At 70.5% G+C, this 24,695-nt stretch carries 29 protein-coding genes; 17 read left to right on the forward strand and 12 right to left on the reverse strand.

Translation table 11 applies throughout. From position 1 onward, the window contains the following. The 17 genes from K8638_RS37035 (at position 1) to K8638_RS37115 (ending at position 13,808) form a co-directional block, all read left to right on the forward strand. Positions 1-1,368, forward strand: coding sequence for a hypothetical protein (locus K8638_RS37035; protein WP_223759445.1), 1,368 nt, complete (start codon positions 1-3; stop codon positions 1,366-1,368). A 633-nt stretch (positions 1,369-2,001) separates the two neighbouring features. After that, positions 2,002-3,054: a hypothetical protein gene (locus K8638_RS37040; RefSeq protein ID WP_223759446.1), complete on the forward strand. Its 1,053-nt coding sequence runs from the start codon at positions 2,002-2,004 to the stop codon at positions 3,052-3,054. Further along, complete coding sequence (locus K8638_RS37045; RefSeq protein ID WP_223759447.1) at positions 3,051-3,788, forward strand: hypothetical protein; 738 nt, start codon at positions 3,051-3,053, stop codon at positions 3,786-3,788. Before K8638_RS37040 ends, K8638_RS37045 begins: the two co-directional genes overlap by 4 nt. A gap of 26 nt (positions 3,789-3,814) precedes the next feature. Then, a complete protein-coding gene (locus tag K8638_RS37050; RefSeq protein ID WP_223759448.1) occupies positions 3,815-4,006 on the forward strand; it encodes a hypothetical protein in 192 nt (63 codons plus the stop codon). 46 nt (positions 4,007-4,052) lie between these two features. Continuing rightward, positions 4,053-5,489, forward strand: coding sequence for a hypothetical protein (locus K8638_RS37055; RefSeq protein ID WP_223759449.1), 1,437 nt, complete (start codon positions 4,053-4,055; stop codon positions 5,487-5,489). A 384-nt stretch (positions 5,490-5,873) separates the two neighbouring features. Then, a complete protein-coding gene (locus K8638_RS37060) occupies positions 5,874-6,785 on the forward strand; it encodes a hypothetical protein (protein ID WP_223759526.1) in 912 nt (303 codons plus the stop codon). A 14-nt stretch (positions 6,786-6,799) separates the two neighbouring features. After that, positions 6,800-7,234, forward strand: a complete 435-nt coding sequence (locus K8638_RS37065) for a hypothetical protein (RefSeq protein ID WP_223759450.1) — start codon at positions 6,800-6,802, stop codon at positions 7,232-7,234. A gap of 6 nt (positions 7,235-7,240) precedes the next feature. Further along, positions 7,241-7,696 (forward strand): hypothetical protein, encoded by a 456-nt coding sequence (locus K8638_RS37070; RefSeq protein WP_223759451.1) that lies wholly within the window; start codon positions 7,241-7,243, stop codon positions 7,694-7,696. A 10-nt stretch (positions 7,697-7,706) separates the two neighbouring features. Further along, complete coding sequence (locus K8638_RS37075; protein ID WP_223759452.1) at positions 7,707-8,480, forward strand: hypothetical protein; 774 nt, start codon at positions 7,707-7,709, stop codon at positions 8,478-8,480. Further along, complete coding sequence (locus tag K8638_RS45425) at positions 8,477-9,130, forward strand: glycoside hydrolase family 19 protein (RefSeq protein WP_223759453.1); 654 nt, start codon at positions 8,477-8,479, stop codon at positions 9,128-9,130. The genes K8638_RS37075 and K8638_RS45425 overlap by 4 nt, the downstream gene beginning before the upstream one ends. After that, a complete protein-coding gene (locus K8638_RS37085; RefSeq protein WP_223759454.1) occupies positions 9,127-9,426 on the forward strand; it encodes a hypothetical protein in 300 nt (99 codons plus the stop codon). Before K8638_RS45425 ends, K8638_RS37085 begins: the two co-directional genes overlap by 4 nt. A gap of 237 nt (positions 9,427-9,663) precedes the next feature. Further along, entirely contained in the window at positions 9,664-10,491 is an 828-nt protein-coding gene (locus tag K8638_RS37090) for a hypothetical protein (protein ID WP_223759455.1), read from the forward strand. Continuing rightward, on the forward strand, positions 10,488-10,871 hold the full coding sequence (locus K8638_RS37095) for a hypothetical protein (protein ID WP_223759456.1): 384 nt from the start codon (positions 10,488-10,490) through the stop codon (positions 10,869-10,871). The genes K8638_RS37090 and K8638_RS37095 overlap by 4 nt, the downstream gene beginning before the upstream one ends. Before the next feature lie 189 nt (positions 10,872-11,060). Then, entirely contained in the window at positions 11,061-11,375 is a 315-nt protein-coding gene (locus K8638_RS37100) for a hypothetical protein (RefSeq protein WP_223759457.1), read from the forward strand. Between the two features lie 240 nt (positions 11,376-11,615). Beyond that, positions 11,616-11,774, forward strand: a complete 159-nt coding sequence (locus K8638_RS37105; protein WP_223759458.1) for a hypothetical protein — start codon at positions 11,616-11,618, stop codon at positions 11,772-11,774. 12 nt (positions 11,775-11,786) lie between these two features. Continuing rightward, complete coding sequence (locus K8638_RS37110; protein ID WP_223759459.1) at positions 11,787-12,275, forward strand: hypothetical protein; 489 nt, start codon at positions 11,787-11,789, stop codon at positions 12,273-12,275. Positions 12,276-13,265: 990 nt separating this feature from the next. Next, on the forward strand, positions 13,266-13,808 hold the full coding sequence (locus tag K8638_RS37115; protein WP_223759460.1) for a hypothetical protein: 543 nt from the start codon (positions 13,266-13,268) through the stop codon (positions 13,806-13,808). A 330-nt stretch (positions 13,809-14,138) separates the two neighbouring features. On the opposite strand, the gene K8638_RS37120 is transcribed toward K8638_RS37115, so the two are convergent. From K8638_RS37120 to meaB, 12 genes are all read right to left on the reverse strand, one after another. Continuing rightward, positions 14,139-14,612, reverse strand: coding sequence for a hypothetical protein (locus K8638_RS37120; protein WP_223759461.1), 474 nt, complete (start codon positions 14,610-14,612; stop codon positions 14,139-14,141). Positions 14,613-14,712: 100 nt separating this feature from the next. After that, positions 14,713-15,528 (reverse strand): DUF3014 domain-containing protein, encoded by an 816-nt coding sequence (locus K8638_RS37125; RefSeq protein WP_223759462.1) that lies wholly within the window; start codon positions 15,526-15,528, stop codon positions 14,713-14,715. Between the two features lie 119 nt (positions 15,529-15,647). Beyond that, positions 15,648-16,532, reverse strand: coding sequence for a ribonuclease H-like domain-containing protein (locus tag K8638_RS37130; protein WP_223759463.1), 885 nt, complete (start codon positions 16,530-16,532; stop codon positions 15,648-15,650). Next, positions 16,532-16,960: a (deoxy)nucleoside triphosphate pyrophosphohydrolase gene (locus K8638_RS37135; protein WP_223759464.1), complete on the reverse strand. Its 429-nt coding sequence runs from the start codon at positions 16,958-16,960 to the stop codon at positions 16,532-16,534. The genes K8638_RS37130 and K8638_RS37135 overlap by 1 nt, the downstream gene beginning before the upstream one ends. Next, a complete protein-coding gene (locus tag K8638_RS37140; RefSeq protein WP_223759465.1) occupies positions 16,957-18,120 on the reverse strand; it encodes a PQQ-binding-like beta-propeller repeat protein in 1,164 nt (387 codons plus the stop codon). The genes K8638_RS37135 and K8638_RS37140 overlap by 4 nt, the downstream gene beginning before the upstream one ends. A gap of 11 nt (positions 18,121-18,131) precedes the next feature. Next, the gene (locus K8638_RS37145; RefSeq protein ID WP_223759466.1) at positions 18,132-18,938 is read right to left on the reverse strand and encodes a tetratricopeptide repeat protein; all 807 of its coding nucleotides are present in this window, start codon (positions 18,936-18,938) and stop codon (positions 18,132-18,134) included. Positions 18,939-19,041: 103 nt separating this feature from the next. Then, positions 19,042-20,421, reverse strand: a complete 1,380-nt coding sequence (der, locus tag K8638_RS37150; protein ID WP_223759467.1) for a ribosome biogenesis GTPase Der — start codon at positions 20,419-20,421, stop codon at positions 19,042-19,044. A gap of 1 nt (position 20,422) precedes the next feature. Next, positions 20,423-21,367: a GTPase Era gene (era, locus tag K8638_RS37155; RefSeq protein ID WP_223759468.1), complete on the reverse strand. Its 945-nt coding sequence runs from the start codon at positions 21,365-21,367 to the stop codon at positions 20,423-20,425. A 120-nt stretch (positions 21,368-21,487) separates the two neighbouring features. Continuing rightward, positions 21,488-22,039 (reverse strand): peptidylprolyl isomerase, encoded by a 552-nt coding sequence (locus tag K8638_RS37160; protein ID WP_223759469.1) that lies wholly within the window; start codon positions 22,037-22,039, stop codon positions 21,488-21,490. A gap of 76 nt (positions 22,040-22,115) precedes the next feature. Continuing rightward, entirely contained in the window at positions 22,116-22,808 is a 693-nt protein-coding gene (locus tag K8638_RS37165) for a peptidylprolyl isomerase (protein ID WP_223759470.1), read from the reverse strand. A 46-nt stretch (positions 22,809-22,854) separates the two neighbouring features. After that, positions 22,855-23,655, reverse strand: coding sequence for a ribonuclease III (gene rnc, locus K8638_RS37170; protein ID WP_223759471.1), 801 nt, complete (start codon positions 23,653-23,655; stop codon positions 22,855-22,857). 4 nt (positions 23,656-23,659) lie between these two features. Continuing rightward, positions 23,660-24,691: a methylmalonyl Co-A mutase-associated GTPase MeaB gene (meaB, locus tag K8638_RS37175; RefSeq protein WP_223759472.1), complete on the reverse strand. Its 1,032-nt coding sequence runs from the start codon at positions 24,689-24,691 to the stop codon at positions 23,660-23,662. Positions 24,692-24,695 lie beyond the last annotated feature (4 nt).

Genomic DNA, 24,695 nt, shown 5'->3' on the forward strand with positions numbered 1-24,695 from the left:
TTGACGCTGGACCCGGAGACGGCACCAGCGGGGCTGGACGACCAATATCGGCACATAGAGCCGCTATGGGGCGTGCTCCAGAAGTACCTCGTGCGGGGCTGGGTAGAGGGCAACGTACCGCCCATGCGCCGCTTTGATTACGTGACGGTGCTGGAGCAGCACGCGACGGGGAGGCCCCACGTCAACGTCATCGTGCACAGCCCCGCGCTTGCGGACCATCTGCGCTGCAACCCACCTACGGAAAACGACGTGCGGCGCGGGTGGGGCCCGCGGTGGTTCCGAACCCTCGTAGCTCACGTGGGATGGGGCCCCATGAGCTACATCGGCCACGCCAAGAGCAAAGATGACGTGGCCTCGTACGTGACGAAGTTCGACAAGGGCCGCGTGTCACACCCAACGCTCGTGGGCGAGGTGGTGAAATCGGCTCAGCTCCCCATCATGGCGCCGCGGCGCACGCGGAGGTTGCGCAGCTCCAAGAGATTCTTGCCCCCTGCGCGGCTGCCCACCCACCCGGACTGGACCGGGACCATGGAGCAGCTCCCCACGCCAGAGGACATGAAGGCGGTACAGGGCGAGCGACACGCGGAACTTGAGGCCCACTTGGGGGAGCCGTTGCCGGTGCGCCCCGTGGAATACGAGTGGCTCGGCCGGAGAGAGGTGAGGCTCTCTCACGTGGAGCGGCGAACGCTGCGGCGTGGCGTGCTCGGCTGGGCGGAAGAGACAACGACGCATCGCGCGGGCACGTGGCACGGGTGGCAGACGGCGAAGCGCAATGCAGCCGTGGCGCGCCCCTGGCGCGGCCGCGAACTACAGGCATACGCGCGTGCCCTGGGGCGACTGCGCGCGCACGAGTGGCGGCGCGCAGTCGCAGAGGAGAAACCGGAGTTGCGCGCGTGGCGCGAGGCGTGGTGCACGTGGCCTCACTTGCCGGCGCCTGAGTGGATGCGTCCCGTGCGGCAGCTTGACGGGCTCGCTTCACTGGAGCCGGTGACGTTGAGCACGGAGGACCGCTTCCAGCTCGCGCGATACCTTGCCGCGAAACGACGCGCGGAGACGCCGGAAGCGTGGGCCGCGGCGGACGCACTCCGCCCGAGTGCGGAGGTGCTGGAGCTGTGGCACGCGGAGGAGGACGACAGGGAGCGCGCCGAAGCTGCCGCGGGGCTGCCTGCGGTAGACGTGGGGACGGCGCAGTACCAGCCGCCGGAGCCACCGCGCACGAGCGACGATGACGGGCGTTACCTCTTCGGGAAGGACCTCACCGCGCGGTTTGAATACTTCCAGGCCGTTTCGGAGGCGATGGCGCGCGGTGAGGACCCGGCCAAGGTGAAGGCGCCGCGCGGCTGGCGTCTGCGAATGCCGCTGGCGTGAATCTCAGGCGTGTTGCGCGTCCGGCCTGAAAGGCTTTAACGAAATCGGCTTGGAGTGGGCGTTCAGGGCAATCAACCACTGCCCCACTCCAGACGCGAGCCGGTCCCCGAGAATGAGCCCCTCTTGCGCCCACCGGCTCAGCGTGCGTGCGGGAATCCCTGTCTTGAACGCAGCCTCTTTGATGCTCAGCCACTCCACCGCGGGGCCCGCGGTGGGAAGCGAATCAGCGAAGGGCGAGGCAGGAGGGCGCGGCGGTGGAGGGCAGCTCATCGCAGGAGATCGTAGAGCCAGGGCCTGACGGATTGCACGGCGTGGCGAGTCGTGGCGAGGCCCCCGGGGTGTTTGGCGAGGGGGCAGGGTCGAACCGCACCGCGTGGCGCAACCCCTACGTGTCGCGCGCCGCGTGGCGGGTGCTGGCGGCGGACCCCGATGCATGGCGGGCCCGAAAGCGTGACAACCACTCGCGTTGACGGCGGCGCGCATCCTGGAGCGAGCCACCAGCGCAAGGGCACCGTGCAAGGTAAGTCCGGCAGGAGCACCGCCGGCCCCCATAGACCGGCCTAGTGGACCCCGGATGCCCGATGCGCGCCGCCGTCTCAGTAGTTCTCGCAGCACCTGGTGAGTGAGGCCCGCGTGTCCCTGAGTGCCGACCATCCGAGCGTGGACGAGGCCCCCGTGGACGAGCTGCGCGACGACAGCAGCGAGGCACTCAGACCCGGCAATGCGCGCAAGGCGGGACGTGCGCGGAAGCCCGGAAGGAGGCGCGAGGCGGGCCGCGGCGCGAAGGGCGGCAGGCCCGCGACGAACCCGGGCCGCTGGCCCCGCACCTACCGGGAAATGCTCCGAAAGGCAGGCAGCGACGTGGCAGCCATCGTGAAGGCCAACGCATGGGGCCGCGCGCACGGCGTGGCGCTGGAGGGCGCGGCGGAGCTGGTGGAGCGCAACGCGCCCCACGCGCTGACCCCGGCCGCGGACGAGGACCCGGCCGCGACTGGCCCCGTGGTGGACGTGCCCTTCTCCCGCGTCGATGCCCCTCCGGCGGAGGACGGCACGCCCCCCACGCCCCCGGCGGATGCGGGGGCACCTGGTGCCGCGGCCCCGGAGCTGGTGGAGGTGGTTGACCCCAGCGTGTTCCCCGACCTCGCGCCGCCGGGCTCCCCTCCCCCGGACGTTGGCGCCGGCACCAGCTCCAGCACGAGCGAGGCCCCGGCCGCGAGCGAGGCGCCGCCGAAGCCGGCGGACAGCTTCATGGGCGAGCCGGCGGACCTCGTAGAGGGGTGCGCGAGGGGCCCGCTGTTCATCCTGGGGGCCATCGCGGAGATGACCCGAGGCTCCGTCATCGACCTGACGCGCCCCGTGGAACGCACGCTGTTCAAGGGCACGCCGGTTGAACGCACCGTGACGGCGGACCCGGTAACGCGAATGGGCGAGCTTGCCGGAGTGGCCATCGCCCGGCGCGTGCAGGCGGCCGCCGCGCTCGCCGCGGAGAAGGGAGACGCCGCCGGCGGCAAGCCCTCCGTCACGTGGGAGCTGGTGCCGCTCGGCCTCGCGTTCGGCGCGGCCGTCGTGGTGCCCTCCGCCGGCAAGCTCAAGGGGGCGGCCGCCGCGGTGGGCGGGTGGTTCATGCGCGGCGCCGCTGGCGCGGCCGCGGGCGTGTCGCGGCTGGTGAGGAGGGGCGCGCGGTGAGCGAGGCCACGTGTTGCCGCACCTGTCACAGGCCCTTCCCGCGCGGCGTGGCGCGGTTCGTCCGTCCGTGGCTCCCGAGGCCCTACGAGGTCCTCATGTTGCTGGGCATGACGGGGAGCGGGAAGTCTTTCCTCTTCAAGCAGTGGCTCGCGATGCTGATGGGGGCAAACCGCGCGGTGTTCGTCCTCGACGTGGGAGACGAGTACGCGGCCACGGGGAACAACCGCGGCGGCACGCTCCAGCTCGGCCCGCTCCGGACGCGCCTCACGGTGCCGGAATTCCTCGCGCAGTGGCGCAAGTCGAGCGCTTTCATTCGAGACCCGCGCGCCGCGGTGGCCATCGTCCCCACCGTGACGGACGCTGGCGAGGCCCTCGCCGAGCACATCCGCCCCGTGCTGCGCGTCCTCTACGGCCGCGGCCGGTGCGTCATCGGCTTTGACGAGCTCCAGAAGTACGGCGCTTGGCTGGAGTCGGACCTGTACCGCGCCGCGGGCGAGCTGGGGAAGGACGGGGTGACTCCCTTCTTCCTCTCGCAGTACCCGGGAGGCGTGCCCGAAATCGTGCGCAAGCAGGTGTCCACGTGCCTGTGTGCGGACATGGGGAAGGCGTCTGACCGCCGAATGCTCGCGTCGGACTTCGGCGAGGACTTCGGGCGCTCGCTCCAGGACCTCCCCGCGCGCACCTTCCACATTGGTTTCTCCCGCTCGCAGTTCGCGAGCATCCCCACGCGGTGACACCGCGGACAGAAAGGCGGCAGCACATGAGCGGCAGCGACAACCCCGAGAAGGACGGCAAGAGCTGGGGGCGCGACCTGGCCATCTTCGGCGCGGGCATGGTGACGGGCGCCGTGGGCACCGTGGTGGCCGGCCACTTCTTCCCGGCCGTGCCGGTGCCGAAGGTGGCGGCGGACGTGCTCAACGGCCCGGGGAACGACCCCGCGGCGAAGAAGTAGTCCGCGGCCCTCCCCCCTTCAACCACCACACGACAGAGGCAACCACGTGGCCACCGAATCGACCCTCAACACCCTCGTGCCCTTCAAGAAGGGTAAGCAGACCCTGGAGCGTGACGCCGGCTTCATCCAGGGCCAGATGATTGCGCCGGCCGGCACCGTCACGGATGCCATCGTGATGGAGGTGGAGTGCACCATCTCCAGCACGGGAGCAATCGGAGCCCTGACGCTCGCTCAGCGGCTCTCGGTGCTCGGGCTCTTCTCCGCGAGCCTGAAGCAGTACGCGGGGGAGAACGGAGCGGTCATCTTCGAGAGCTACCAGGATGTTTCGCTCGACAAGGTGCGGCTCGACGCGCTGCGGCTCCTGGAGCAGGAGGTGGAGGGCCTCGACGACGCCACGACGGGCCTGGCCCGCTCCTACGTCCTCGGAAACAACCAGGTGGTGTTCCGGGCGTACCTGCCCACGGGCCACATCGCGAAGGTGCGCGAGTCGGTGCTCTTCACGGGTCTCAGCCCGGAGCAGCTGCTTGACTGCGAATTCACACTCAAGAGGGGAGAGGGAGACCCGTTCACGACGGCGAATGTCGGCCTGGCGCTCGGCACCGTCAAGGTGACGTTCTCGCCGGGCACGAAGAAGGCGGAGGCGCGGCGCATCGGCATTCCGCCCTTCACCCGTCGAGTGGTGAACGCGGAAAGCGATACCATCACCACCCCCCAGGGGCTGGTGTTCGACCTCAGTCACGAGGGGCCGCTGCTGGGGACCGCGCTCGGCATCCTCACCGTCAAGGCGGGCGGCATCACCGTGACGGACGACCCGAGCACGCCGGCCAAGGTCTACGCGGACTTCCTGCGCAAGTACCCGTCCGCGAGCGACGCGGAGAAGACCATCACCTCGCACCGGACGCCCGTCTACCTGGCCGCGCCCAATGCGCTGACCCGGCACTTCTCCGGCGCGGTGGAGGCGAAGCAGAAGGACAGGACGGTGGAGTGGGCCGGGCGCGTGCTCTACCTGCCGCTGCTCAAGCACGAGGAAATCCTCGCGTTGGTGGAGGCGTACGCCGCGCGCATCGAGCCGGGGCGCCAGCTCCTGGCCGTCAATACCGCGCTCTACGAGGGCATGAACCTGGATGACAGGCTCCTGCCCTACGCGGGCATCACCGTGCTGCTCGACAACGAGGAAGGATTCGCGGACTACCCCGGCCTGTTCTGCGAGCGGAACGGGCGCGCGTACGTCCACATCCCCGAGCACCGCCAGCGCCAGGTCGTGGCGAAGGTGGCGGAGGCGATGCGCCCGGGGCAACGCCAGTTCCCGAGCGGCAACCTTCGCCTGGTGCGGTCCGCGGTGCTGGATGAGGTGCGCTGGATTCCGGGCGCGGTGACGGACCCGTCCGGGTTCCGCGTCATGTCCAAGGTCCGCCAGGACGCGACCACCATCCTGCGCGACGCGGCGCACGCCCTGCGGCCGGAGCTGGCGGCCGCGTTCTGACGCACCGGAAGCGGGGGCGCCACCGTGCGCCCCTCCCCTCCATCAACAGGTGACACCGTGATTGAGCTGCTTCTCTTTCTCGCAGTGCCCGCGGGCGCGGCGGCCGTTGGCCGGCGCGTGGTGCGCGCTTCCCCGCGGGGCACCACGCCGAAGGCGCAGGACGAGGAAGCCGCGGCCGGTGCTCACCAGGGGCCCGCGGCGGCCGAAAAGCCGCGGCCGCCCGACGAGGCGCCCCCGCTTCCACCCCCAGCACCAACCCCGGAGCCGGAGCCGGCCGCGCCACCTCCTGCGCAAGAGCCGGCGCTACCAGCTCCACCACCTCCGCCCCCTCCCCCGCCCCCACCAGCTCCACCGAAGCCGGCGCCGCCCGCGGCCGCGTCTGCGGTGGCCAACGGCGGCAAGCTGCTCGCGGCGGCACTCGCGGCCACGCCGGCCGCGCCTCTGGCGCCATTCGTGGGCCTCCTGTCGTCCATCTTCGGCGGGTGGATGACTGACCATGAGATGGCGAAGGTGGCGCAGCGCTACCTGCGCGACACGCGGAACGGGGCCCTGGCGCAGGGTTATTACGAGGCGTACACCGCGCTCTATAACCAGGGCGTCAACATCCACAACGCGGGCGGTGACGCGCAATGGCCTGCGCGCCTCAAGGCCGCGGACGAGGCCGGCAAGGCCGCGCGCCACAAGGTTGCCGAGCACCTCGACAACCTGGAGCGCGACTCGTACCGCGCATGGATGGCCAAGGGGCGCGGCCTCATGGGCAACGATGACGACCACCTCTGGGAAGGGTGGTTGCTCGGTAAGGCCGGCATCACCGGCCACCCGAAGACTTCCGAGTTCAACGACGGTAGCCCCGGCGGCTGGCTCCAGATTCGCGCCACGGACGGAATGTGTGTGCGGTGGAACTGGAAGCAGGGCCACCCGGACTATGAGGGCACCGTCCTCCCTCCAGTCTCCGATGACTATGCAGCGATGGTGGCCGCGCGCGCGGAGCAGCGGAACCGCGACAGGGTGCTCGACGAGCAGCTCGGGCGCGGCCCGGGACAGCGCAACGCGGCCATCAAGGACGACAAGCGCACGGGGACCCACTTCGAAGATGACTTTGACGGGATTCCCGAGCCTCCGCCGCGGCCGCGCGAGACGCCTCCGCCTGCCCCTCCGCCTGCCCCGCCGCCGCCGCCAACACCGCCGCCGTCTCTCCCCTTGCCGGCGCCGGACACCGCGCCGAAGCCCCCTCCCGTGGAGAAGGTGCCGCGCGGCGTCCCACCTGGCCGTAAGGGACGCAATTTCGAAGTCTGACAGGAGCCGCACGGATGAATTTCTCTCTCGTGATGACCGGCGCCGCGTCCCTCGTGCTGGGCGCGGGGCTTGCGCTGGCCGTGGACGCGCGCCGCGCACGCAACGGCCAGTGTGCGGCGCACGCGCCGCGGGCAGCCGCGCAGCCCCCGGCGCCCCCTCCGGCCCCGAGCACTCCGCAGCTCCCCGCGGTGGAGCCGCGCGCCTCGCTCCCCCCGCCCGGGGCTCCCGTGCTGTGGCGTGGCGGGCTCGCCGTGGAGGAAATCGAGGCGGCAACGCCGCGGAGCCCCCCGCCCGCGCCGCCGCTGGAGCTGGAGCGAGAAACACACCTCGCGCGGCTGGGCGCGCCGCCCGTGCGCGCGGCCCGGGACGTGGACCGTCCCCCCGCGCGCCCCTTCGACCTGAGAGAGCAGGACGCGCCCATTCTCGTCGCACTGCCCGAGTGGAGCTGAACCGACATGAGCGAGACGAAACAGACGAATTGGCTTCCGTGGGTGGTGGGCTTGGGGGGCGCGGCCGCGGTGGCCGTCACTGGCGGACTGCTCTGGAAGGGCGCCGCGGACAAGGCGGAAGCCGCGGAGAAGCAGCTGGAGGAGGAGAAGGCCGCCCGGTACGAGGAGCAGCTCCGGAAGCTCGACGAGGCGCGGAGGGAGGCGGAAGCCTCGCGCAACGCGGACGCCGCGCGGCGCGCGGAAGAGGAAGCCGCGGCGCTGCGGGACTACTTGCGCCAGCTCCAACAGGGGCAGGCGGCCGCGAAGCCCGCCGCGCAGCAGCCGCCCGCGCAGTACGCGCCGCCCGCTCCCCAGGCGCAGCCCCCCGCGCAGCAGCAGGGCGGCGGCATCTGGGACGACGTGAACGGGTTCCTGGGTGTCCTGGGGACGGGTATCGGCATCTATCAGTCGCTGTGGGAGTGAGGCCCGCGCCATGGCAGTGACGCGAGAGCAACAGCGGGTGATGGACGGGCTCCAAGCCAAGGTGCGCGCACTCGTGGCGCGTGCTGAGGCCGCGGCTCGGCCCGTGGAAGCGGCACAGAAATACCTCGGGTGGGTGCCGGACTGGAGCGGCACCATCGGCAACCCGGTGCTTGGAGTGCTATCCGCCGCGCGTGAGCTGCTCGGCAACGAAGAGCAGCAGAAGATTGCGGGCGCCCTGCGCGGCGTGGCCGACCTGGTGCCCCGGTGGATGGGGCCTGATGGTGCCCACTACCGCTGGGTGCAGCAGGGCAAGAGTGACGACGGCTCGGATTACACGCTGGCTGGGTGGCTGGACGAGGGCAACGCGATTGCCTCGGGGCTCGCGTATGTGCTCGGAGAGGTACACGAGGCGTCCACGGTGGCCGTCCTCGCCGACACACTTGACGCGACCTCGGAGGAATTGGCGGCGGCCGGCCGCGCCGTTGCGGAGGCGGCCGCGTCCATCCCCGAAGCCGTCACGGGCCCGTGGAGCTGGAAGGTCAAGGCGGCGCTGTGGGTCGGCGGGGGAATCGTCGGGCTCGGGGCGGCCTCCCTTGCGTGGCAGGCCGTGAGAGCTACGCCGGTGGGCCTCGCGCTGCGCGGTGTCGCCGTCGCGGCCAAGGTGGGCGCGCGTCCGTTGGGCGCGGCCGCGGAGAAGGTGGGCACGTCCCTGCGCGAGGGAATCGAGCGAGCGGAGAAGGGCACCACGCGCAAGGCCACGAGGCCGGCTCGGGGGAAAGCGTGAAGCCCGCGCGTCTACTCGGCGCGGTGCTGCTCACCGGCGGGGCCACTGCGGGCGCCGTGGCGCTTGCACGGCGAGCGGCGCGGCCTCCCCAGGTTGTCACGCTCCCGGAGCTGCGGCAGCTCACCCCGCGACTCACGGAGGCGCAACGCGCGCAGTACCTGCCGCACCTCAACGCGGCACTCTGGCGGTGGGACATCACCACGTTGCCCCGCGTGGCGGCGGCGCTCGGGCAGTGGTTGCATGAGTCGTGGCAGTTCTCCGCGCTCGTGGAGATTGCTCCCAACGTGGACGCCTACGCGGCGAACGCGCGCCTGGGGAACGTGGGCGCCACGGACGCGGCCCGCTACGTCGGACGTGGCGTTACACAGCTCACCGGGGCGTACAACTACAAGCGCGCCGCGGAAGCCCTCGGGATTGACCTGGTGAGCCGCCCGGAGCTGGCGGCCGACCCGCGCCACACCTTCGAGGTTGCCGCGTGGTTCTGGCGCAAGGGCACGTCTGCGGACCTCAACACGCTGGCAGACGGAAGCGACTTCGACGGCATCACCCGACGCATCAACGGCGGCATGAACGGCGCCGAGGATAGGCGGAAGTACCACGCGCAGGCGCTGGCCGTGCTCGGCCCCCGCCTGGGGAAAGGCACCACGTGAACCCGGAGACGATGAAGGCCCTCGAAATCCTCGTGACGGCGATTGCGAGCGGCGCCGCGGCCGCGCTGGGCAACAGCCGCGCCGCGCGCCGCGCCCTGCGCAAGCTCCGCGCGCGGGTGGCCACGCTGGAGAAGGGGCACCGTGAGTTGTCGGTGCGCACCGCGGCGAGCGAGACGCAGCACGCGAGGACGCGCGGCGCGCTCGCCCACCTCGCCGGCGCCGTCCACATCGTGGGCCAGCAGCTCGGCCTGAAGTTTGGCGCGCGCAACCGCGCGGCCACCGCGAAGGCCCCCTGAGGGGGAGAAAGAGAAAGTAAGGTGCCCATCTACACAAAGGAAGTAACGGCAAGCACGGCACAGCCGGTGCCCGCTGGAAGCGCCGGAGCGGGATTTCGAGTGAGGCCGGACCCTGCTGGGTTCAAGACGTGGCCGCCTGCAAACTACCCCGTCACGATTCGCGCCTTTCTGGATGACGTGACGTATCGCGACCACCTCATTCTGGATTCAGGCTGCCGATTCCCGTCGGAAGGATTCATGCGCCTGGAGCTGCTCGGCGCCACTGGCGCGATGTGGCTGGTCACGACCTTTTCGACCGTGAACGACTGGGAGGAGCCGACCGCGCCGCCCCACGCGACCTATGCAGACGGAGGCAGTTTCCCCGGCAACGGGCGAGTGCCCATCGTCCTGCCCACAATGGTGCCCTCGAACGCGGACGGCTCGACTGTGCCCGGGGTGCGTGTGCCCCTGTGCACGCTGACGAACGTCCCGAAGCTCGCGGAGAGCAGCGCCGGGTTTCCGTCGCCTCTGGCGCTCGACTCTGGCGGGCGTCTCCGCGTGGCGGTGGAGTCAACGTCGGGGACCGCGCAAAGCGTGTACGTGGCGACAACAGGAGTCGGGACCTCCCTGCTGCGACTCGACAGCAATCAGCGCCTGCGCGTGACGGAAGAGAGCGGCCTCGTGAAGCTCGCGAGTGGAACGCTGACGAGGGAGAGCGGGGGGCTGTCTGAGGAGCTGCTGGGGGCCGCGCTCGATACGTCGGCCTACCGCTTCCTGTGTCTGCGCATCGGGAACGTGACCTTCACGGGCGGCACGGGCCCCACCGCGACGCCGGCCCTCCGGAGCGTCACGCCGTCCACGCTGGGTGGGGCCGCGGGGGACCTGACTCTGCACTCGTACCTGGGGGGCACCAGCTCTGCCGGCGGCGCGGCGGAGGTGATGGTGGGACAGTGGCTCATCAACACCGCTGTCACGGGCTCGACGCGGGGCTACTGCGGCCGCATCCTCCGCGCGCAGTGCGTGGTGACGTTCGGCGGGACGCCCACGGGCTACAGCGTGCCGTGGGAGCTGTGGGGCGAGCCGTGAGCGGCCTTTCGCGCGTGGCTGCCTTCCTGTGTGGCCTGGTGCTGCTCGCGGTGGGGGCGGACCTCATGGCGACGGGCCTTGTCCCCGAGCCTGCTACGCCGGACTGCGACAGGTGCGGCCGGAGGCGGTGTTCCCGGCTTCGCGTCGCGGAGCTGTGTGTCTCGTGCTGCCTCACGCACGCGGACAACGCGGGCGCGGCGGAGCTGCACGAGCACGCGCTCCCGGGCACGTGCGCCGGCTGCGGCAAGGTCGCGGAGGTGGTGCCGGTGCGAATGCAGGCGTGTGACTCCTGCGCGGTGGACGTGCGCGAGGAAATGCGCGCGCACGCGGCGGCGAAGGACGCCGCGGAGAAGCCGCCGGAGAAGCCGGCGGAGAGCTGACGGAGTGCGCGGCGCGCGGTGGACGGCCGCGCGTCGCACTCCCCTCCCCTTCAACGAATGCAGTGGTGTCCCCCGCGCTGGCGTGCACGTGCACGCGGTGACGGGGGACGTGTTGCCGCAAACAGCCCGACTCCACCGCGGGGCGTGGAGAGCGGGCCCTCACGAGCCCCGGACGAAGGACACAGCGACATGGCGAGCAGAAACGGAATCGTGGCGTGGGTGCTGGCGGGCGTGTGCGCGGTGGCGGGCACGCTGGCGACGTACCTCCCCGAGGGCCAGGTGCAGCAGGGCGCGGACACGGCCGCGCAGGTGTGCGAGGCCAGCGGCTTCACGGCGTACCCGCGCCAGCCGGACGGCGGCATCGTTCCGCGCCCCGAGGCGGAGGACGACGGCCGGCGCGTGGGCCTCGTGCGCCAGGGCAACGGCTTCGCCCCGGTGCTGGTGCCCGCCGGCAGCGGCCCGCGGGCGTCCTCCACCGTGGAGGACGTGGGCGAGGCGCAGTGAGTGACGCGCACGCGGCCGGTGCCCTCGTCCTGCTCGTGTGGGCCGCGGGCCTGGCCGCGTTGCGCTGGTGGCCGGTGCGCGAGGACCTCGAAGAGCGCAGGTGAGGAAGAGCGGAGCCACGCGCCCCCGTGCTACGTAGGCGTCATGTCCACGCACGCCGCACCCTGGGGACTCTGGTTTGAGTGGTTCCGCGCCTCCGAGCGAGTTGGCGCGGCCCGCATTGCGATGACGGATTTTGTCATGCAGCCGCGCACGGTGTGCGTGGTGCTGGAGCCCCTCCCCGTCCCCTGTCCCCATTGCGCGGTTGGCTGGGCATGGCTCGCGGCGCGGTTGGCGGCGGCCCGCACCGCGGAGAGGTTCGCCCGCTGGCGGCTGGAGCGCAGCAGCGCCGCCGCGTGAGGTAGCGTCTCCATGACCTGCCCCCAGCCACCACGCCGGCCGTATCGCCCCCAGCGCGAGGACCTCGACGCGCACCCGCCCGCGCGGAAGCTGCGGCGCGGCGCGGTGCTGCGCGACCTGGCCAGCAGGCCCGGCCCGTGGGGCGCGCTGCTCGCGCTGGTGATGCTGCTCGCCGGCACCGCACTGCTACACGTGGAGCCCTCCCCGGAGCTGGAGCACGCCGCGGTGGAGCTGCTCGACGCGGGCGAGCCTGACGCGGGCGTGGTGGTGGACGTGCACCAGGACCAGGCCGGCAGCTTGCGAGCCCAACGCATCCCGGAGAAGCCTGACCCACGCTGGGAGCGGGCCCCCTGCCCGGGCGGCTACGTGGAGGTACGCGGGACGTGCTGGGCGCGGCTCGACAACCGGCCCCCCTGCCCCGTTGCGACGTACGAGCACGCGGGCCGCTGCTACGTGCCGCTGCTCAAGGCACCGAAGCTGCCCAACTCCATCAGCGAGTGACCCGCTGGTGCCCGCTCATGGCGGGCAGGGACACGCCGGCCGCTGGATGACGCTTCCCTTGGCACGGCGGAACCGCTCCCCGCACCGCCGACAACGCAGCACGTCCGGGGAGGGCGCGACCTCCGCCAGGTGCCCGGCGGAGTGCCCCTCTTCACCAGGACGCGGGACGACGTAGAGCCCCGCGGCGCGGCGCTCTTCACGGTCCGCGTCGCGGGCCTCGCGGACCATCGCGGCGAGCTGCTCAGCGGGGCACGTGAGGCACCGCCAGAGGTGCCCGCTTCCGGCCCGGTGCGAGCGGCACACCGGGCGAAAGCACACCGCGCAGTGGCGCCAGCACCAGGCGCCGCACGCATCGAACCGGCAACGGCGAGCCTGGGGACGCGGGCAGTAGGCCACGGGGTCAGAGGGGACACAGGCGGGGCGGGATTGCGCCGCTTGCAGAGGAGTGGGCAGGCGCCTTACTCTCACCTCCGCTCGCCCGCAAAAAGGGCGGGCCCGGTGAGTGTTGGAGCACTCGCCCGGGCCCTAGGCACGTCAGGTGTTCTCAGGCACCTGCGGCATGTCGGTGGTTCCGCGTTTCTCAGCGTGGGCCGCGCGGCAGAGGCCCCGGAACCGGAAGCTTTGAGTGTCGCCGCTCCAAGGGCGCGTTGTAGCGACTCGGCCTGACGGCCGGGGCGAAACGGGTGCGCCGTGCGAGTGCGAAACGGACAGCGACGCTACTGCATAAGGCGACAGAACACAACCGTTATCGGACATTCCGACAGAGGGAGGCCAGGGGAGTTCGGGCCACCGCCGGCTCGGTTCCGGAGCTGCTCCTGGCGTGGCCTGCGGAGCCCCACGGCGGCGGTTCGCGGGACCGGACTCCCCTGATGCTGGAACCCTGCTGATGGCTGCCCGCGTTTCGTGCTGGGCAGTTCGCCTGAGGCTCGGTTGCCTGCATGGCAGTCCGTGCTTTCCGGAGCCCCTTCCGGCGCATACCGTGGCCGCCCCATGCGTTTCGTTCGCTTTGGATTCGCCGTGGTCGTCTGCTGTGGAGCCCTCGTCCTGACCGGCTGTCCCGACAAGCCCGCGGCCACGACCGACGCCGGCACGGCCGAGACCGCCCAGGCCCCTACGATGCCTCCGCCCGCGCGGTTCTCGCTCAGTTACCAGGCCCCCGATGCGGGCCTGGTCGAGATCTCACTCGCCCCCGACGAAAAGCCGCTCATCGAGGCTACGTCGGTGCTTGAGCTCCGCAGTACTCCCGGGCTCCGGAACTACCGGGTCCGGCTGTTCGATGAGGCCGAACGCGCGATGGTCTCCGACGATGACGTCGAGGAATCCGAGTCCGGGCTCGTCTACCGCATCAACCTTCCTCAGCCGCTCAAGACCGGCTTCGAATACACCCTGGTCGTCGACGCCCAGACCGGCTCGGCCTTTACCGACTCCTTGGGCCGCGAGGTCGAGGAACTCCGGACCACGTTCCAGATCGCCGGCGAGAAGGAAAAGCCGGCTCCGCCGCCTCCGCCCGCCAAGAAGAAAAAGCGTAAGTAGCTGGCCGGATGCGCCCCTCTGGGCCATTCAGCCGGACTCCCCGCGCGAGTCATCAGAGCGCCCGGGCTCGGGCGACGCCCTCTGGTAAGTCCCCGAAAACGGCCTGCGGACATTCATGAATGTTCCTGGGCGCACTGCTGGGGCCACGGGAATGTTCTTTGGAGGGAAAAGAATATTCTCGGATGTTGGTTGGTCGTGCCGGAATATTCCTGTGTGCCTCCGCAGTCTCCGGAAATGTTCTTTTGATCATGAGAATGTTCTTTGGGGCGAAAAGAATGTTCTTGGGCGCCCTTCCGGATCAGCCCAGGTCTCCTGTGGGCCCTGGGGCATCTATAGCCTGTCGAGCCACGCCCTTTGCGCCAGGGTATCCGGAACGGGGCAACCGCGGACCTTCTCGATCTGGCGCCAGGCCTCATCAGAGGGCACTCCGCTCAGCCGCAGCAACGAGGCGGCGAACAGGCAGGAGCGGCCAATTCCCATCCTGCAATGTGCCGCTACCGCCGCCCCGTCCTCGACACGCTTGGCGAGCCGGGCCAGTACAGGGCGCACCTGCTCCACGTCCGGCACGTCTCGGTCAGGAACCGGGAGTGAGACGAACTCCAGACCGACGCGGGCCGCTGTTTCCGCCTCCCGAGTGAGCTCGAGCGCCTCCTCTTCATCCGCGCAGAGCATCGACGCCAGGACATCGAAGCCGTCTGCGCGGAGGGCGGCGAGTTCATCCGCCAGCCAGTCTCCGCCGCGGGGCCTGCCGACGACAGCAACGCGCCCCCGCCCGATCGGGACGGGGAAGATGCGACGCAACATATGAATTCCCCCTTCGAAGTTGCGCGTCTCCGTGACGCGCTGAAGTCTCTGTCGCGGTAGTGCCATGGCGCCCGCGTCCGCCTCCGAAGGGGCCGCGCTGTCAGCGCTCCGCCACGGGCGGCAGCCCCAGGGCGCTCTGCAGCTCCCGGAGCTTGCCCTGGATGATTCGCATGTTCTGCGGCCCCATGCGCAGCAGGTGCTTCTGGGCGGCGCTCAAGCCCTCCAGTTCCGGCGAGGCATAGGCGTACAGCGCCCCCCGGGGCTCCACCTCCACCGCCCCCTCCTGAACCGGAACGGCCAGCAGGTGCTGGATGGCCCGGCTGAACGTCCCGTCGAACGTCTGTGCCGGCGGCGCAATCTCCCGGTGGGCCTGGTCGATCAGCGGCTTCAGCTCGCGGTACACGCTGCCCGCCGCCTGGGCATCCAGCGACCCGAACACCCGCGCCACCGTGTCGTACCGCGCGTAGCTCCGCGGTTCGATGGTCGTCTTGCCCTTTGCCCCGGCCACCTCGAAGCCCCCGGCCGGAGCCAGGAAACCCAGGACCATTCGCGGGCTGGCGCCTTCCGCGACGTTGTTCACCGCCGCCGTGAAGCGCCGGACCAGGTCCTTCTCCTGCAGCCACTTCGCGAACTCGGGCTCACTCGATAGCCGGCCCACCGAATCCCGCACCCGGCCATCGCTCTCCGGGAGAGAAACCTCCGGCGGCGGCGCCTCGGCCAGTCCCGCGTCCACCACGGGCGTGGCGGTGACCTCGGGCGGACGCGCCTCCTCCTGCCGCCGGAGTCCGAAGTACGAGGCAATCAGGGCCAGTCCCGCGAGGCCCAGGACCACGATCAGCGTCTTCGCGCGGTTGCCTCCCGGAGACGGCGGCGTCGGCGGGACACCTGGGGACGGCGGGTTCATCGGTTCGCTCATGCGTTCCTCCGGTCGTGAACGCTACAAGCTACAAACGGACCCTCGACGCATTCCATGGGCTCACCGCGGATCGGCCCCACGGGTGTTCAACGTCGGAACCCCAGCGCCCTACCCGCTCCTCAGGCGTCCTGCTCCATGGCCCGCACCCTCGCGAGCGTCTCCAAATCCCTCTCGGTGGGGCCCAGCTCCAGGATGATCCGGCTCACGTCGTAGAGCACGTCACCGCGCTCGAACACGGGCAGCCGGGGGACGTCCTGATTCAAATCGTCCGCGCCCCGGTTGTACGCCACGTCCATCAGCGTCCGGAGCTGGAAGGAGTCGTAGAGGTTGTACTCCACCAGGAACCTCAGCGCCTCCACGTCCCCGCGGCGCTGGTAGGCCCGCCACAGCAGCACCGCGTCGTACCCGTTGACGCCCTTCAGGTGCGGCGGCCGCTCGGCGCCAATCTTCGCTTCAATCTCCTTCAGCCCGCCGCCCATCCCCAGCCGCCGCGTCACGAAGCGCAGGTCGATGTGCGCGTCCGGCAGCGGGAAGCGCCCCGGCCCGAAGTAGTCCCGCAGCACCGGTACATCGAAGACCGAGCCGTTGAACGTCACCCACAGCCGCCGCGCCGCCATCGCCTCCGGCAGCGCGTCCATGTTCCGGCCCTGGATGAACACCTGCAGCCCGCCAGCCTGGTCGAACAGGCTCACCACCGTGGGCGCCTGCGCGTCCCTCCCGTCCGTCTCGATGTCGAAGTAGACGGCGTCGTTCTGGAACTCGGGGTACAGCCGCCAGTGCTCCCGGGGCGGAAGCAGCTCCGTCAGCTTGCGCAGATCCCTCCGCGCCAGCGCGTCACGGGCCTGGGCGATGCGCTCGCGGGCGATGTCGTCCGTCTTCTTGCTGATGGCCACCCCGGTGCCGGCGGCCGGGAAGTCGTCCCAGGTCTTGATGCCCCGCGCCCACAGGTCCTTCTCCCTCCAGGGGCCCACGCCGGGGATGTGCTGGAACGTGCGCTGCAGCATCAATCGAGCGAGCCCAGCCTTCCCGCCACCAGGTCGTCCAGCAGCGGGATGTCCGCCTCGCAGAACGGCAGGGCCTGCATCTCCGCCGGCGTGTGGAACGCCAGCGCATTCGCTCCCAGGGGCCTGGGCTCACCGGACACCAGCCGCGCCGCGTAGAGCACCAGCTCCACCGTGAGGTCCGGGTACCTGTGCCGGCCTTCCCACAGCCGCTTGCCCACGGCGAGCTCCACGTCCAGCTCCTCGCGGCACTCGCGGGCCAGGGCGGCCTCGTCCGTCTCGCCCTTCTCCACCTTGCCGCCGGGGAACTCCCACAGCAGGGCCCGGCTTCCGCCGGGGAGCCGCTGCTGCACCAGGAACCGGTTGCCGTCCTCGGGCTTCGGAATCAGTGCCGCGACGACGCGGACCGTTCGGGTCGCCACCACCGTCACCCGCGAATCCCGTTCACGTCCAGGGCGTACAGGTAGCCGTTGTTGGACAGCACGAACACCTGCTTGCCCCGCACGAAGGGCGTGGCGGTGATGCCGTCGCCCGGGTTCCACGCCACCCGGGACTTGCCCGTCTTCGGGTCCAGGAACAGCAGCGAGCGCTGGATGGGCACGAGCAGCATTCCCTGGGCGAACACGGGGGCGAAGGCCGCCCGTTCCCCCAGGGGGAGCGACCAGAGGAGCCGCCCGCTGTCGCTCAGGTAGGCGTCCACCCGGCCATCACCCGAGGCGAAGAGCAACTGCCCCCGCGAGAGCAGCGACGTCACGCCGCCCACGGCCGTGTTCCACACCATGTCGCCCGTCTCCGCCTCCAGGGCGAAGATGCCGCTCTTGTACGAGGCCACGTACAGCCGCCCGGCCTCGTCGATGGCCGGCTGGGTGTCCACGTCCAGGAACTCGGTGCCGCCGCCAGACAGCGACTTCTCCCAGGTGACGCTGCCATCCGACAGGCTCAGCGCCACCACGAAGCCGTCCGAGAAGCCGACGTAGGCGGCGTCCTCGCGCACCAGCGGCGTGGAGGCGCCACGGACGGTGAAGCCCGGCGGCGGGTCCCTCCGGTACTGCCAGGCCCACACGCCATCCGCGGCCTTCACGGCGAAGAGCGTGTCGCTCTCCGAGGCTACCAGCACCAGGCCGTTGGCCAGCACGGGCACCGTCGCCAGCGACTCGCCCGCCGTGTACTTCCACTTCACGTCACCCGTGGCCGAGTCCAGCGCGTACAGCACGCCGTCACCGCCCGGCACGTAGGCGATGCCCTCGCTCACCCGGGCTCCCGCGTTGAAGCGGATGGCCGTGCGGAAGGACCACTTCACCTTGCCGTCCGCCCCCACGGCGCGGACATAGCCGTCCCGCGTGAGCGCGATGACGTGCTTGTTGTCCGCGTCGTAGGCCGGAGTCGCGACCTCGCGCGGCGCGTACTCCAGCAGGCCCGGCGGGGCCAGCGGCGCCCACCAGTTCACCGAGAAGTAGTCCACCGGCGGGTGCGTGGGGCCCCGGGGAATCTCCGGGTTCGTGTAGTACTGCGTCCTACCGCAGCCGCCCAGAAGCCCCACCGACGCGGCGCCGACCAGCCAACGCTTCCAGCTCACGAGCCCCTTCTTCATAACGTGCGTGCCTACCCCGCGTCCTGGCCGGTGGTGGCCGCCGCGGGCTGCGCCGGGGCGGGAACCTTCACGCCCTCGGAGGCGAGCACCGCCAGCCGCTCACTGGCCATCCGCGCCGCCGCGGTGTTGGGATGGTCCGTGGAGATCTTCGAGAGGACCTGCGCCGCCTCCTCCTTCTTGCCCTGGAGGATGAGCATGCGGCCCTTGTGGTAGGCGCCCATGCCGGCCAGGAACTCGCCGCCGCTGGCCGCGTCCATCTGCTCGAAGGCCTTGATGGCGCCGTCGTAGTTCTTCTGGGCCTCGAGCGCGTAGCCCTGCCCCTCCAGCGCGCCGGCGCGGAGCGGCTCGTTCTGGGGCGCGTCCTTCAGGAAGGCCGCGAAGGAAGCCTCGGCCTCCGGGTGCTGGCCGAGCCGGAACTGGGCCTCGCCCAGCGTCAGGGCCGCCGTCGCGGCCGAGCGGGTGCCGCCGTGCTCCTTGCGGAAGTCGGTGAGCGCCTTCACCAGCGCCTCGTCACGCTCCTTCACCGTCTTGAAGGGGGGCTCGGTGTCTCCGGGCTGCGCGGGCTCCACGCCCTCCACCGGGCGCTCCAGGACGGTGAGCGCCTGGCCCAGCGCCTGGGCGGCCTTCTCCTCGCCACGCTTGGACACCTCGTTGGCGATGGCCACGCCCAGGCCGCCGACGATCACCACGGCCACGCCGATGCCGATGATCTTCTGCCGCTGGGCGAGCCAGTCGCTCGCCTCCGCGCCAACCTTCTGGAAGCTGTCCGGCGCACGGAGCTCCTGCTGGCGCATCTTCTCGGTCTTGGTTCCGGCCACGTCTGGCAACCTCTCTCGTCGCTTCGGTGCTGTACCCCGACAAAGGGGGAAAGAGCGGCGCACTGTATGGAGCGCACGCCGCGAGTGTCAACGCACGGACGCTTCAGCGCTTCCCCTGGAGGTGCGGCTTCTTGCGGGCCTCCCGCTTGGCCTTTCCGGGGCGCTCCCGGAAGTGGAGGCGGATGGGCACCCGCAGGTCGAAGGTCTTCCGGATCTGGTTGGTGATGTACCGCTTGTACATGTCCGGGACCTCCTCGGGGTGGTTGCACATCAGCGCGAAGGTCGGAGGCGCCGCGGCCACCTGGGAGATGTAGTACAGGCGCAGGGGCTTGCCCCGGACGATGGGGGCCGGGTGGTTGTCCACCATGTGCTCCAGCAGCCGGTTGAGCTGGGGGGTGGGCGCCCGGAAGCGGAACTGCTGGGCCAGCTCCACCGCCACGTCCACCACCTTCTCCACCTTGGAGCCCGTCAGCGCGGACGTGAAGAGGATGGGCGCGTAGCCCACGAACTTCAGCGCGTACTTGAGGGACTCGCGGTACGTCTCCTGCCGGCGCTGGTCCGCGCCCACCAGGTCCCACTTGTTCACCACGATGACCAGGGCCCGGCCGCGCTCCTCCGCGAGCCCCGCCAGCTTGGCGTCCTGGTCCACCGCCGGCTCCGTGGCGTCCATCAGCAGCACCGCCACGTCGCTGCGCTCCATCACCTTCAGCGCCGCCACCACCGAGTACTGCTCCACGCGGTGGGCAATGGTCTTCTTGCGCCGGATGCCCGCCGTGTCCGTGAGGATCAGCTTGTGGTCCTTGTACGTCAGCGGCGAGTCCACCGGATCCCGCGTGGTGCCCGCCACCTCGCTGGCCACCACCCGCTTCTCCTTCAGGATGGCGTTGACCAGGGTGCTCTTGCCCACGTTGGGCCGGCCGATGATGGCCACGCGGATGACGCCGTCGTCCGGAGGCGCCTCGGCGCCCTCGTCCTCCTCCTTCGGAGGGAGCTTCGCCACGACTTCGTCGAACAGGCCGGGCACGCCCAGGCCGTGCTCGGCGGACATGGGCTGCACCTCGCCCAGGCCCATCTTGTAGAACTCGGCGGCAAGCGCCTGCATCTGCCCGGACGTGTTGTCCAGCTTGTTGGCGGCCACCACCACGGGCTTGCCGCTCTTGCGCAGGTAGGACGCCACCGCGTCGTCCGCGGGGGTGATGCCCTCGCGCCCGTCGACGACGAAGATGATGACGTCGCACTCCTCCACCGCGAGCTGGGCCTGCTCCCTCACCTGCTGGAGCAGCGTGTCCTTCTCGCCGGGGACGAAGCCGCCGGTGTCGATGAACGTGAAGGTCCGGCCCTCCCACTGCGCGTCCGCGTAGTGGCGATCCCGCGTCACGCCCGGCAGGTCCTCCACCAGCGCGAGGCGCTTGCCGACCAGCCGGTTGAACAGCGTGCTCTTGCCCACGTTGGGGCGTCCGACAATCGCTACGAGGGGCTTCATCTCAGTCGTATCCCAGCTTCTTGAGGCCTTCGGGGCGCTCGCTCCAGCGCGGCTCCACGCGCACCCGCAGGTCCAGGTACACGTGCGCGCCCAGCAGGCGTTGCACGGACTTGCGCGCGTCCGTGCCAATGGTCTTCAGCATCTGCCCCTGCTTGCCAATGATGATGGCCTTCTGGCTGTCGCGCTCCACGTAGATGGACGCCGCGATGCGGATGAGCCCGCCCAGCTGGTTCGGCGGCGTGCCCGGCCGGGGCTCCCGCTCGGACTCGTCGAAGATGTCCACCAGCACCGCCGTGGAATAGGGGATTTCCTGGCGGCAGTGACGCAGCACCTGCTCCCGGATGTACTCGGCCACCAGCGCGCGCTCCTGCTGGTCGGTGAGCATGTCCTCGTCGAAGACGTTCTCCCCTTCCGGCAGGTGTCCGAGCACCGCGTGGAACAGCCGCTCCACCCCGTCCTTCTCCCGCGCGGAGATGGGGACCACCTCCGCGAAGGGGAACTCCTTGCGGTACAGGTCGATGAGCGGCAGCAGCGCCGCCTTGGGGATGGAGTCGATCTTGTTGATGACCAGGAAGGTCGGCTTGCCGATCTTCTGCAGCCGCTCGAGGATGGTGCGGTTGCCCGGGCTCACCTCGAGCTTCTCGCCCGCCGGCGGCTCGATGAGGAAGAGGACCAGGTCCACCTCCTCGGCCGCCTGGAGCGCGACCTCGACCATGTAGCGGTTGAGCTCGCCCTTGGCCTGGTGGATGCCCGGCGTGTCGATGAACGCCACCTGCCCCTCCGGGCGGGTGACGACACCGAGGATTCGGTTGCGGGTCGTCTGCGGCTTGGGCGAGACGATGGCGATCTTCTCGCCCGTCAGCGCGTTGAGCAGCGTGCTCTTGCCGACATTGGGGCGCCCGATGAGCGCGGCGAAGCCGCTGCGGTGTGTCTTGGGGGAGGCCATGTGCTTCGAAGGTGATCTGGGAGCCCCAGGAAGTGGGCGCCCCGAAGGAGAAACGTCTGGAATGCCCTATAACAACCCGCCGCCCCGCCATTCAGCATGGCCGGGCGGCGGGCGGGCAGACTACGGCTGGGTCGTCGAGATGGTCAGCTTGTTGATGCGCACTTCCGTGCGGGGGCGGTCGCTGGCGTCGCGCGCCACGTTGCCGATCTTCTCCACCACGTCGTAGCCGCTCACCACCTCGCCGAAGATGGTGTGCTTGTTGTTGAGGTACGTCGGCTTGGACGTGGTGATGAAGAACTGGCTGCCGTTGGTGCCCGGGCCCGCGTTGGCCATGGCCAGCAGGCCGACCTTGTCGAAACCACGGCCGCTCTGGAACTCGTCCTCGAAGCGGTAGCCGGGGCCGCCACGGCCCGTGCCGGTGGGGTCACCGCCCTGAATCATGAAGCCCGGAATCACGCGGTGGAAGATGACACCGTCGTAGAAGGGCCGGCCCTTCACCTTCTCCCGGGTCCGAGCGTCCTCGTACTCCCGCTCACCCGTCGCCAGGCCCACGAAGTTCGCCACCGTCTTCGGCGCGTCCTTCGAGAACAGGCGCACGACAATCTGCCCCTGCGTGGTGTCGAAGGTGGCGTACAGCTCCTTGCCCGCCTGGGCCTCGTCCATCATTCCCATGCTGCCCTCCCGTCTGCTGGGGGCCCGGCCGGATGGACGGGCCCGTGTCAGGTCCTCTGCCCCACGTGCGCGGGGCTCACGGCTTCGGTGTAGCCGGCGCCTTCGCGCCCGTGTCCTTCTTCGTCGCGCCCGGGGCCGTCACGCCCGCGGGGGCCTTGTCGCTCAGCACCACCTGGTTGAGCACCACCGCCGTCCGCGGCCGGTCGCGGTTGTCGCGCGGCACGTTGCCAATCTTCTCCACCACGTCGTAGCCCTTCACCACCTCGCCGAAGATGGTGTGCCGGTTGTTGAGGTGCGCCGGCGCGGAGGTGGTGATGAAGAACTGGCTGCCGTTGGTGTTGGGCCCGGCGTTGGCCATGGCCAGCAGGCCCGGCTTGTCGAAGGCGCGGCCGCTCTGGAACTCGTCCTCGAAGCGGTAGCCCGGGTCACCCATGCCGGTGCCGGTGGGGTCGCCGCCCTGAATCATGAAGCCCGGAATCACGCGGTGGAAGACGGTGCCGGCGTACAGCGGCTTCTTGGACGTCTTCCCCGACTTGGGGTCCCTCCACTCCTTCTCGCCCGTGGCCAGACCCACGAAGTTGGCCACCGTCCTGGGGGCGTCCTTGGAGAAGAGGCGGACGACGATGTCGCCCTCGCTCGTCTTGAGGGTGGCGTAGAGGTCCTTGCCGGCCTCGACCTTCTGGGTCCACTTGCCGGAAGCGGCGGAGGCGGTGCCCGCCAGGAGGCAGGCCACCAGCGCGAACGTCATTCGGAGGGTGGAGGGGCGCATATCGGCCGGGCACCTTATGCGTCACCCCTCCTGCCTCCAAGGGGTTTCACGCCGGGGTGTCGTCCCGGGACGTTTCGGGCGGCGGGGGCGTGTCGGACGTGGGGGCCGCCGGGGCCGGTGTGGGAGCGGCGGCCTGGGCCAGCCGCTGATGGAGCATGTCGAGCGTCATCCGGGCGGCGGCCTGCTCCGCCTCCTTCTTGCTGCGGCCGGTGGCGCGCGCGTAGGCCTCCTCGCCGATGATGACCTCCACCTCGAAGATCTTCGAGTGCTCCGGGCCGGACTCCGACACCACCCGGTAGCGCGGCGGCATCTTCAGCCGCTCGTGGACGAGCTGCCCCAGGGCCGTCTTGTAGTCCTTGTCCAGGCTGGAGGCCGCCTCGTCGATGAGCTCCACGAAGAAGCGGTCCACCAGCTGGAGCACCGGCTCCATGCCCGAGCTCAGGTACACGGCCCCGAAGACGGCCTCCAGGGCATCCGCCAGCAGCGAGTTCTTCTCGCGCCCCTTGTACTTGTCCTCACCCCGCCCCAGCAGGAGCAGGTCCCCGAGCGGAATCCGCCGGGCCACCAGGGCCAGCCCCTCTTCGTGGACGAGGCGGGCGCGGACCTTGGTGAGGAAGCCTTCCGGCACGTCCGGGAAGCGCCGCCACAGCCGGTCGGCGACGCCCAGGTTCACCACCGCGTCGCCGAAGAACTCCAGGCGCTGGTTGTCCTTGAGGCGCAGATCCGGGTTTTCGTTGACGTACGTCTTGTGGGTGAGCGCTTCAATCGCCAGGTCCTGCCGGGAGATGGTGACTCCCAGGCGGGACTCGAGGAGCTGCACGCGCTCGGCGAGGGTGGGCTTCTCCACGGCGTTACTCCCGGAGCTGGCTCGCGAGCTCCTCGGCCAGCGCGTACGGGTCCGCCTGCCGGTCCGCGATGCGGCCGGCCACCTCGTCCAGCCGCCCGCGCTCCCGCTCCAGCCGCTCCAGGGCGCTGCGCAGGAGCCGCTCGCGCAGCAGGGCCACGAACTGCATGGCCGCCCGCGCCCGCTCCTTCTCCTTGCGCTGTCCCGTCTTGTCCAGGAAGGCCTGGTGGTCCTCCACGGCCTTCACCAGCGCGTCCACGCCCTGGTCCTTCGCAGCCACCACCTTGAGGATGGGCGGCTCCCACTCCTGGGGGGCCGGGGCGGTTTCCTCGTGGCGCCCTTCCGCCTTGGCCCGCACCATGCGGTGGTGCGCGTCGTGGTCCATGGGGGGCGCCTTCACCGCGTGGCGCAGCTCCAGCATCATCCGCAGCTCACGCACCGTGCGGTCCGCGCCGTCCAGGTCCGCCTTGTTCACCACGAAGACGTCCGCCACCTCCAGGATGCCCGCCTTGATGGCCTGGATGTCGTCCCCCATGCCGGGCACGGTGACGACGAGCGTGGTGTGCGCCATCTGCGCGATGTCGATCTCGTCCTGCCCCACGCCCACCGTCTCCACGAGGATGACGTCCTGCCCCATGGCGTCCATGACGCGGATGCAGTCGCCGGTGGCGCGGGACAGGCCGCCCAGGTTGCCGCGCGTGGCGAGCGAGCGGATGAAGACGCCCGGGTCCGTCGCGTGGTCCTGCATGCGGATGCGGTCGCCCAGAATCGCGCCGCCGGTGAAGGGACTGGTGGGGTCCACCGCGATGACGCCCACCTTCTTCCCCTGCTTGCGGAACGCGGCGATGAGCCGGTCCGTCAGGGTGGACTTGCCCGCGCCCGGCGAGCCGGTGATGCCGATGATGTAGGCCCGCCCCGTCTTCGGGAACAGCGCGCGCAGGTCCTGGGTGGCGCTCTCCGCGCCGTCGTCGATGTTGCGCATGAGGCGCGACGCGCTGCGCACGTCACCCTCGAGCACCTTCTTGGAAAGACTGCTCACCGTC

It is taken from the genome of Myxococcus sp. RHSTA-1-4 (genome assembly GCF_020037125.1).
Classification (GTDB): domain Bacteria; phylum Myxococcota; class Myxococcia; order Myxococcales; family Myxococcaceae; genus Myxococcus.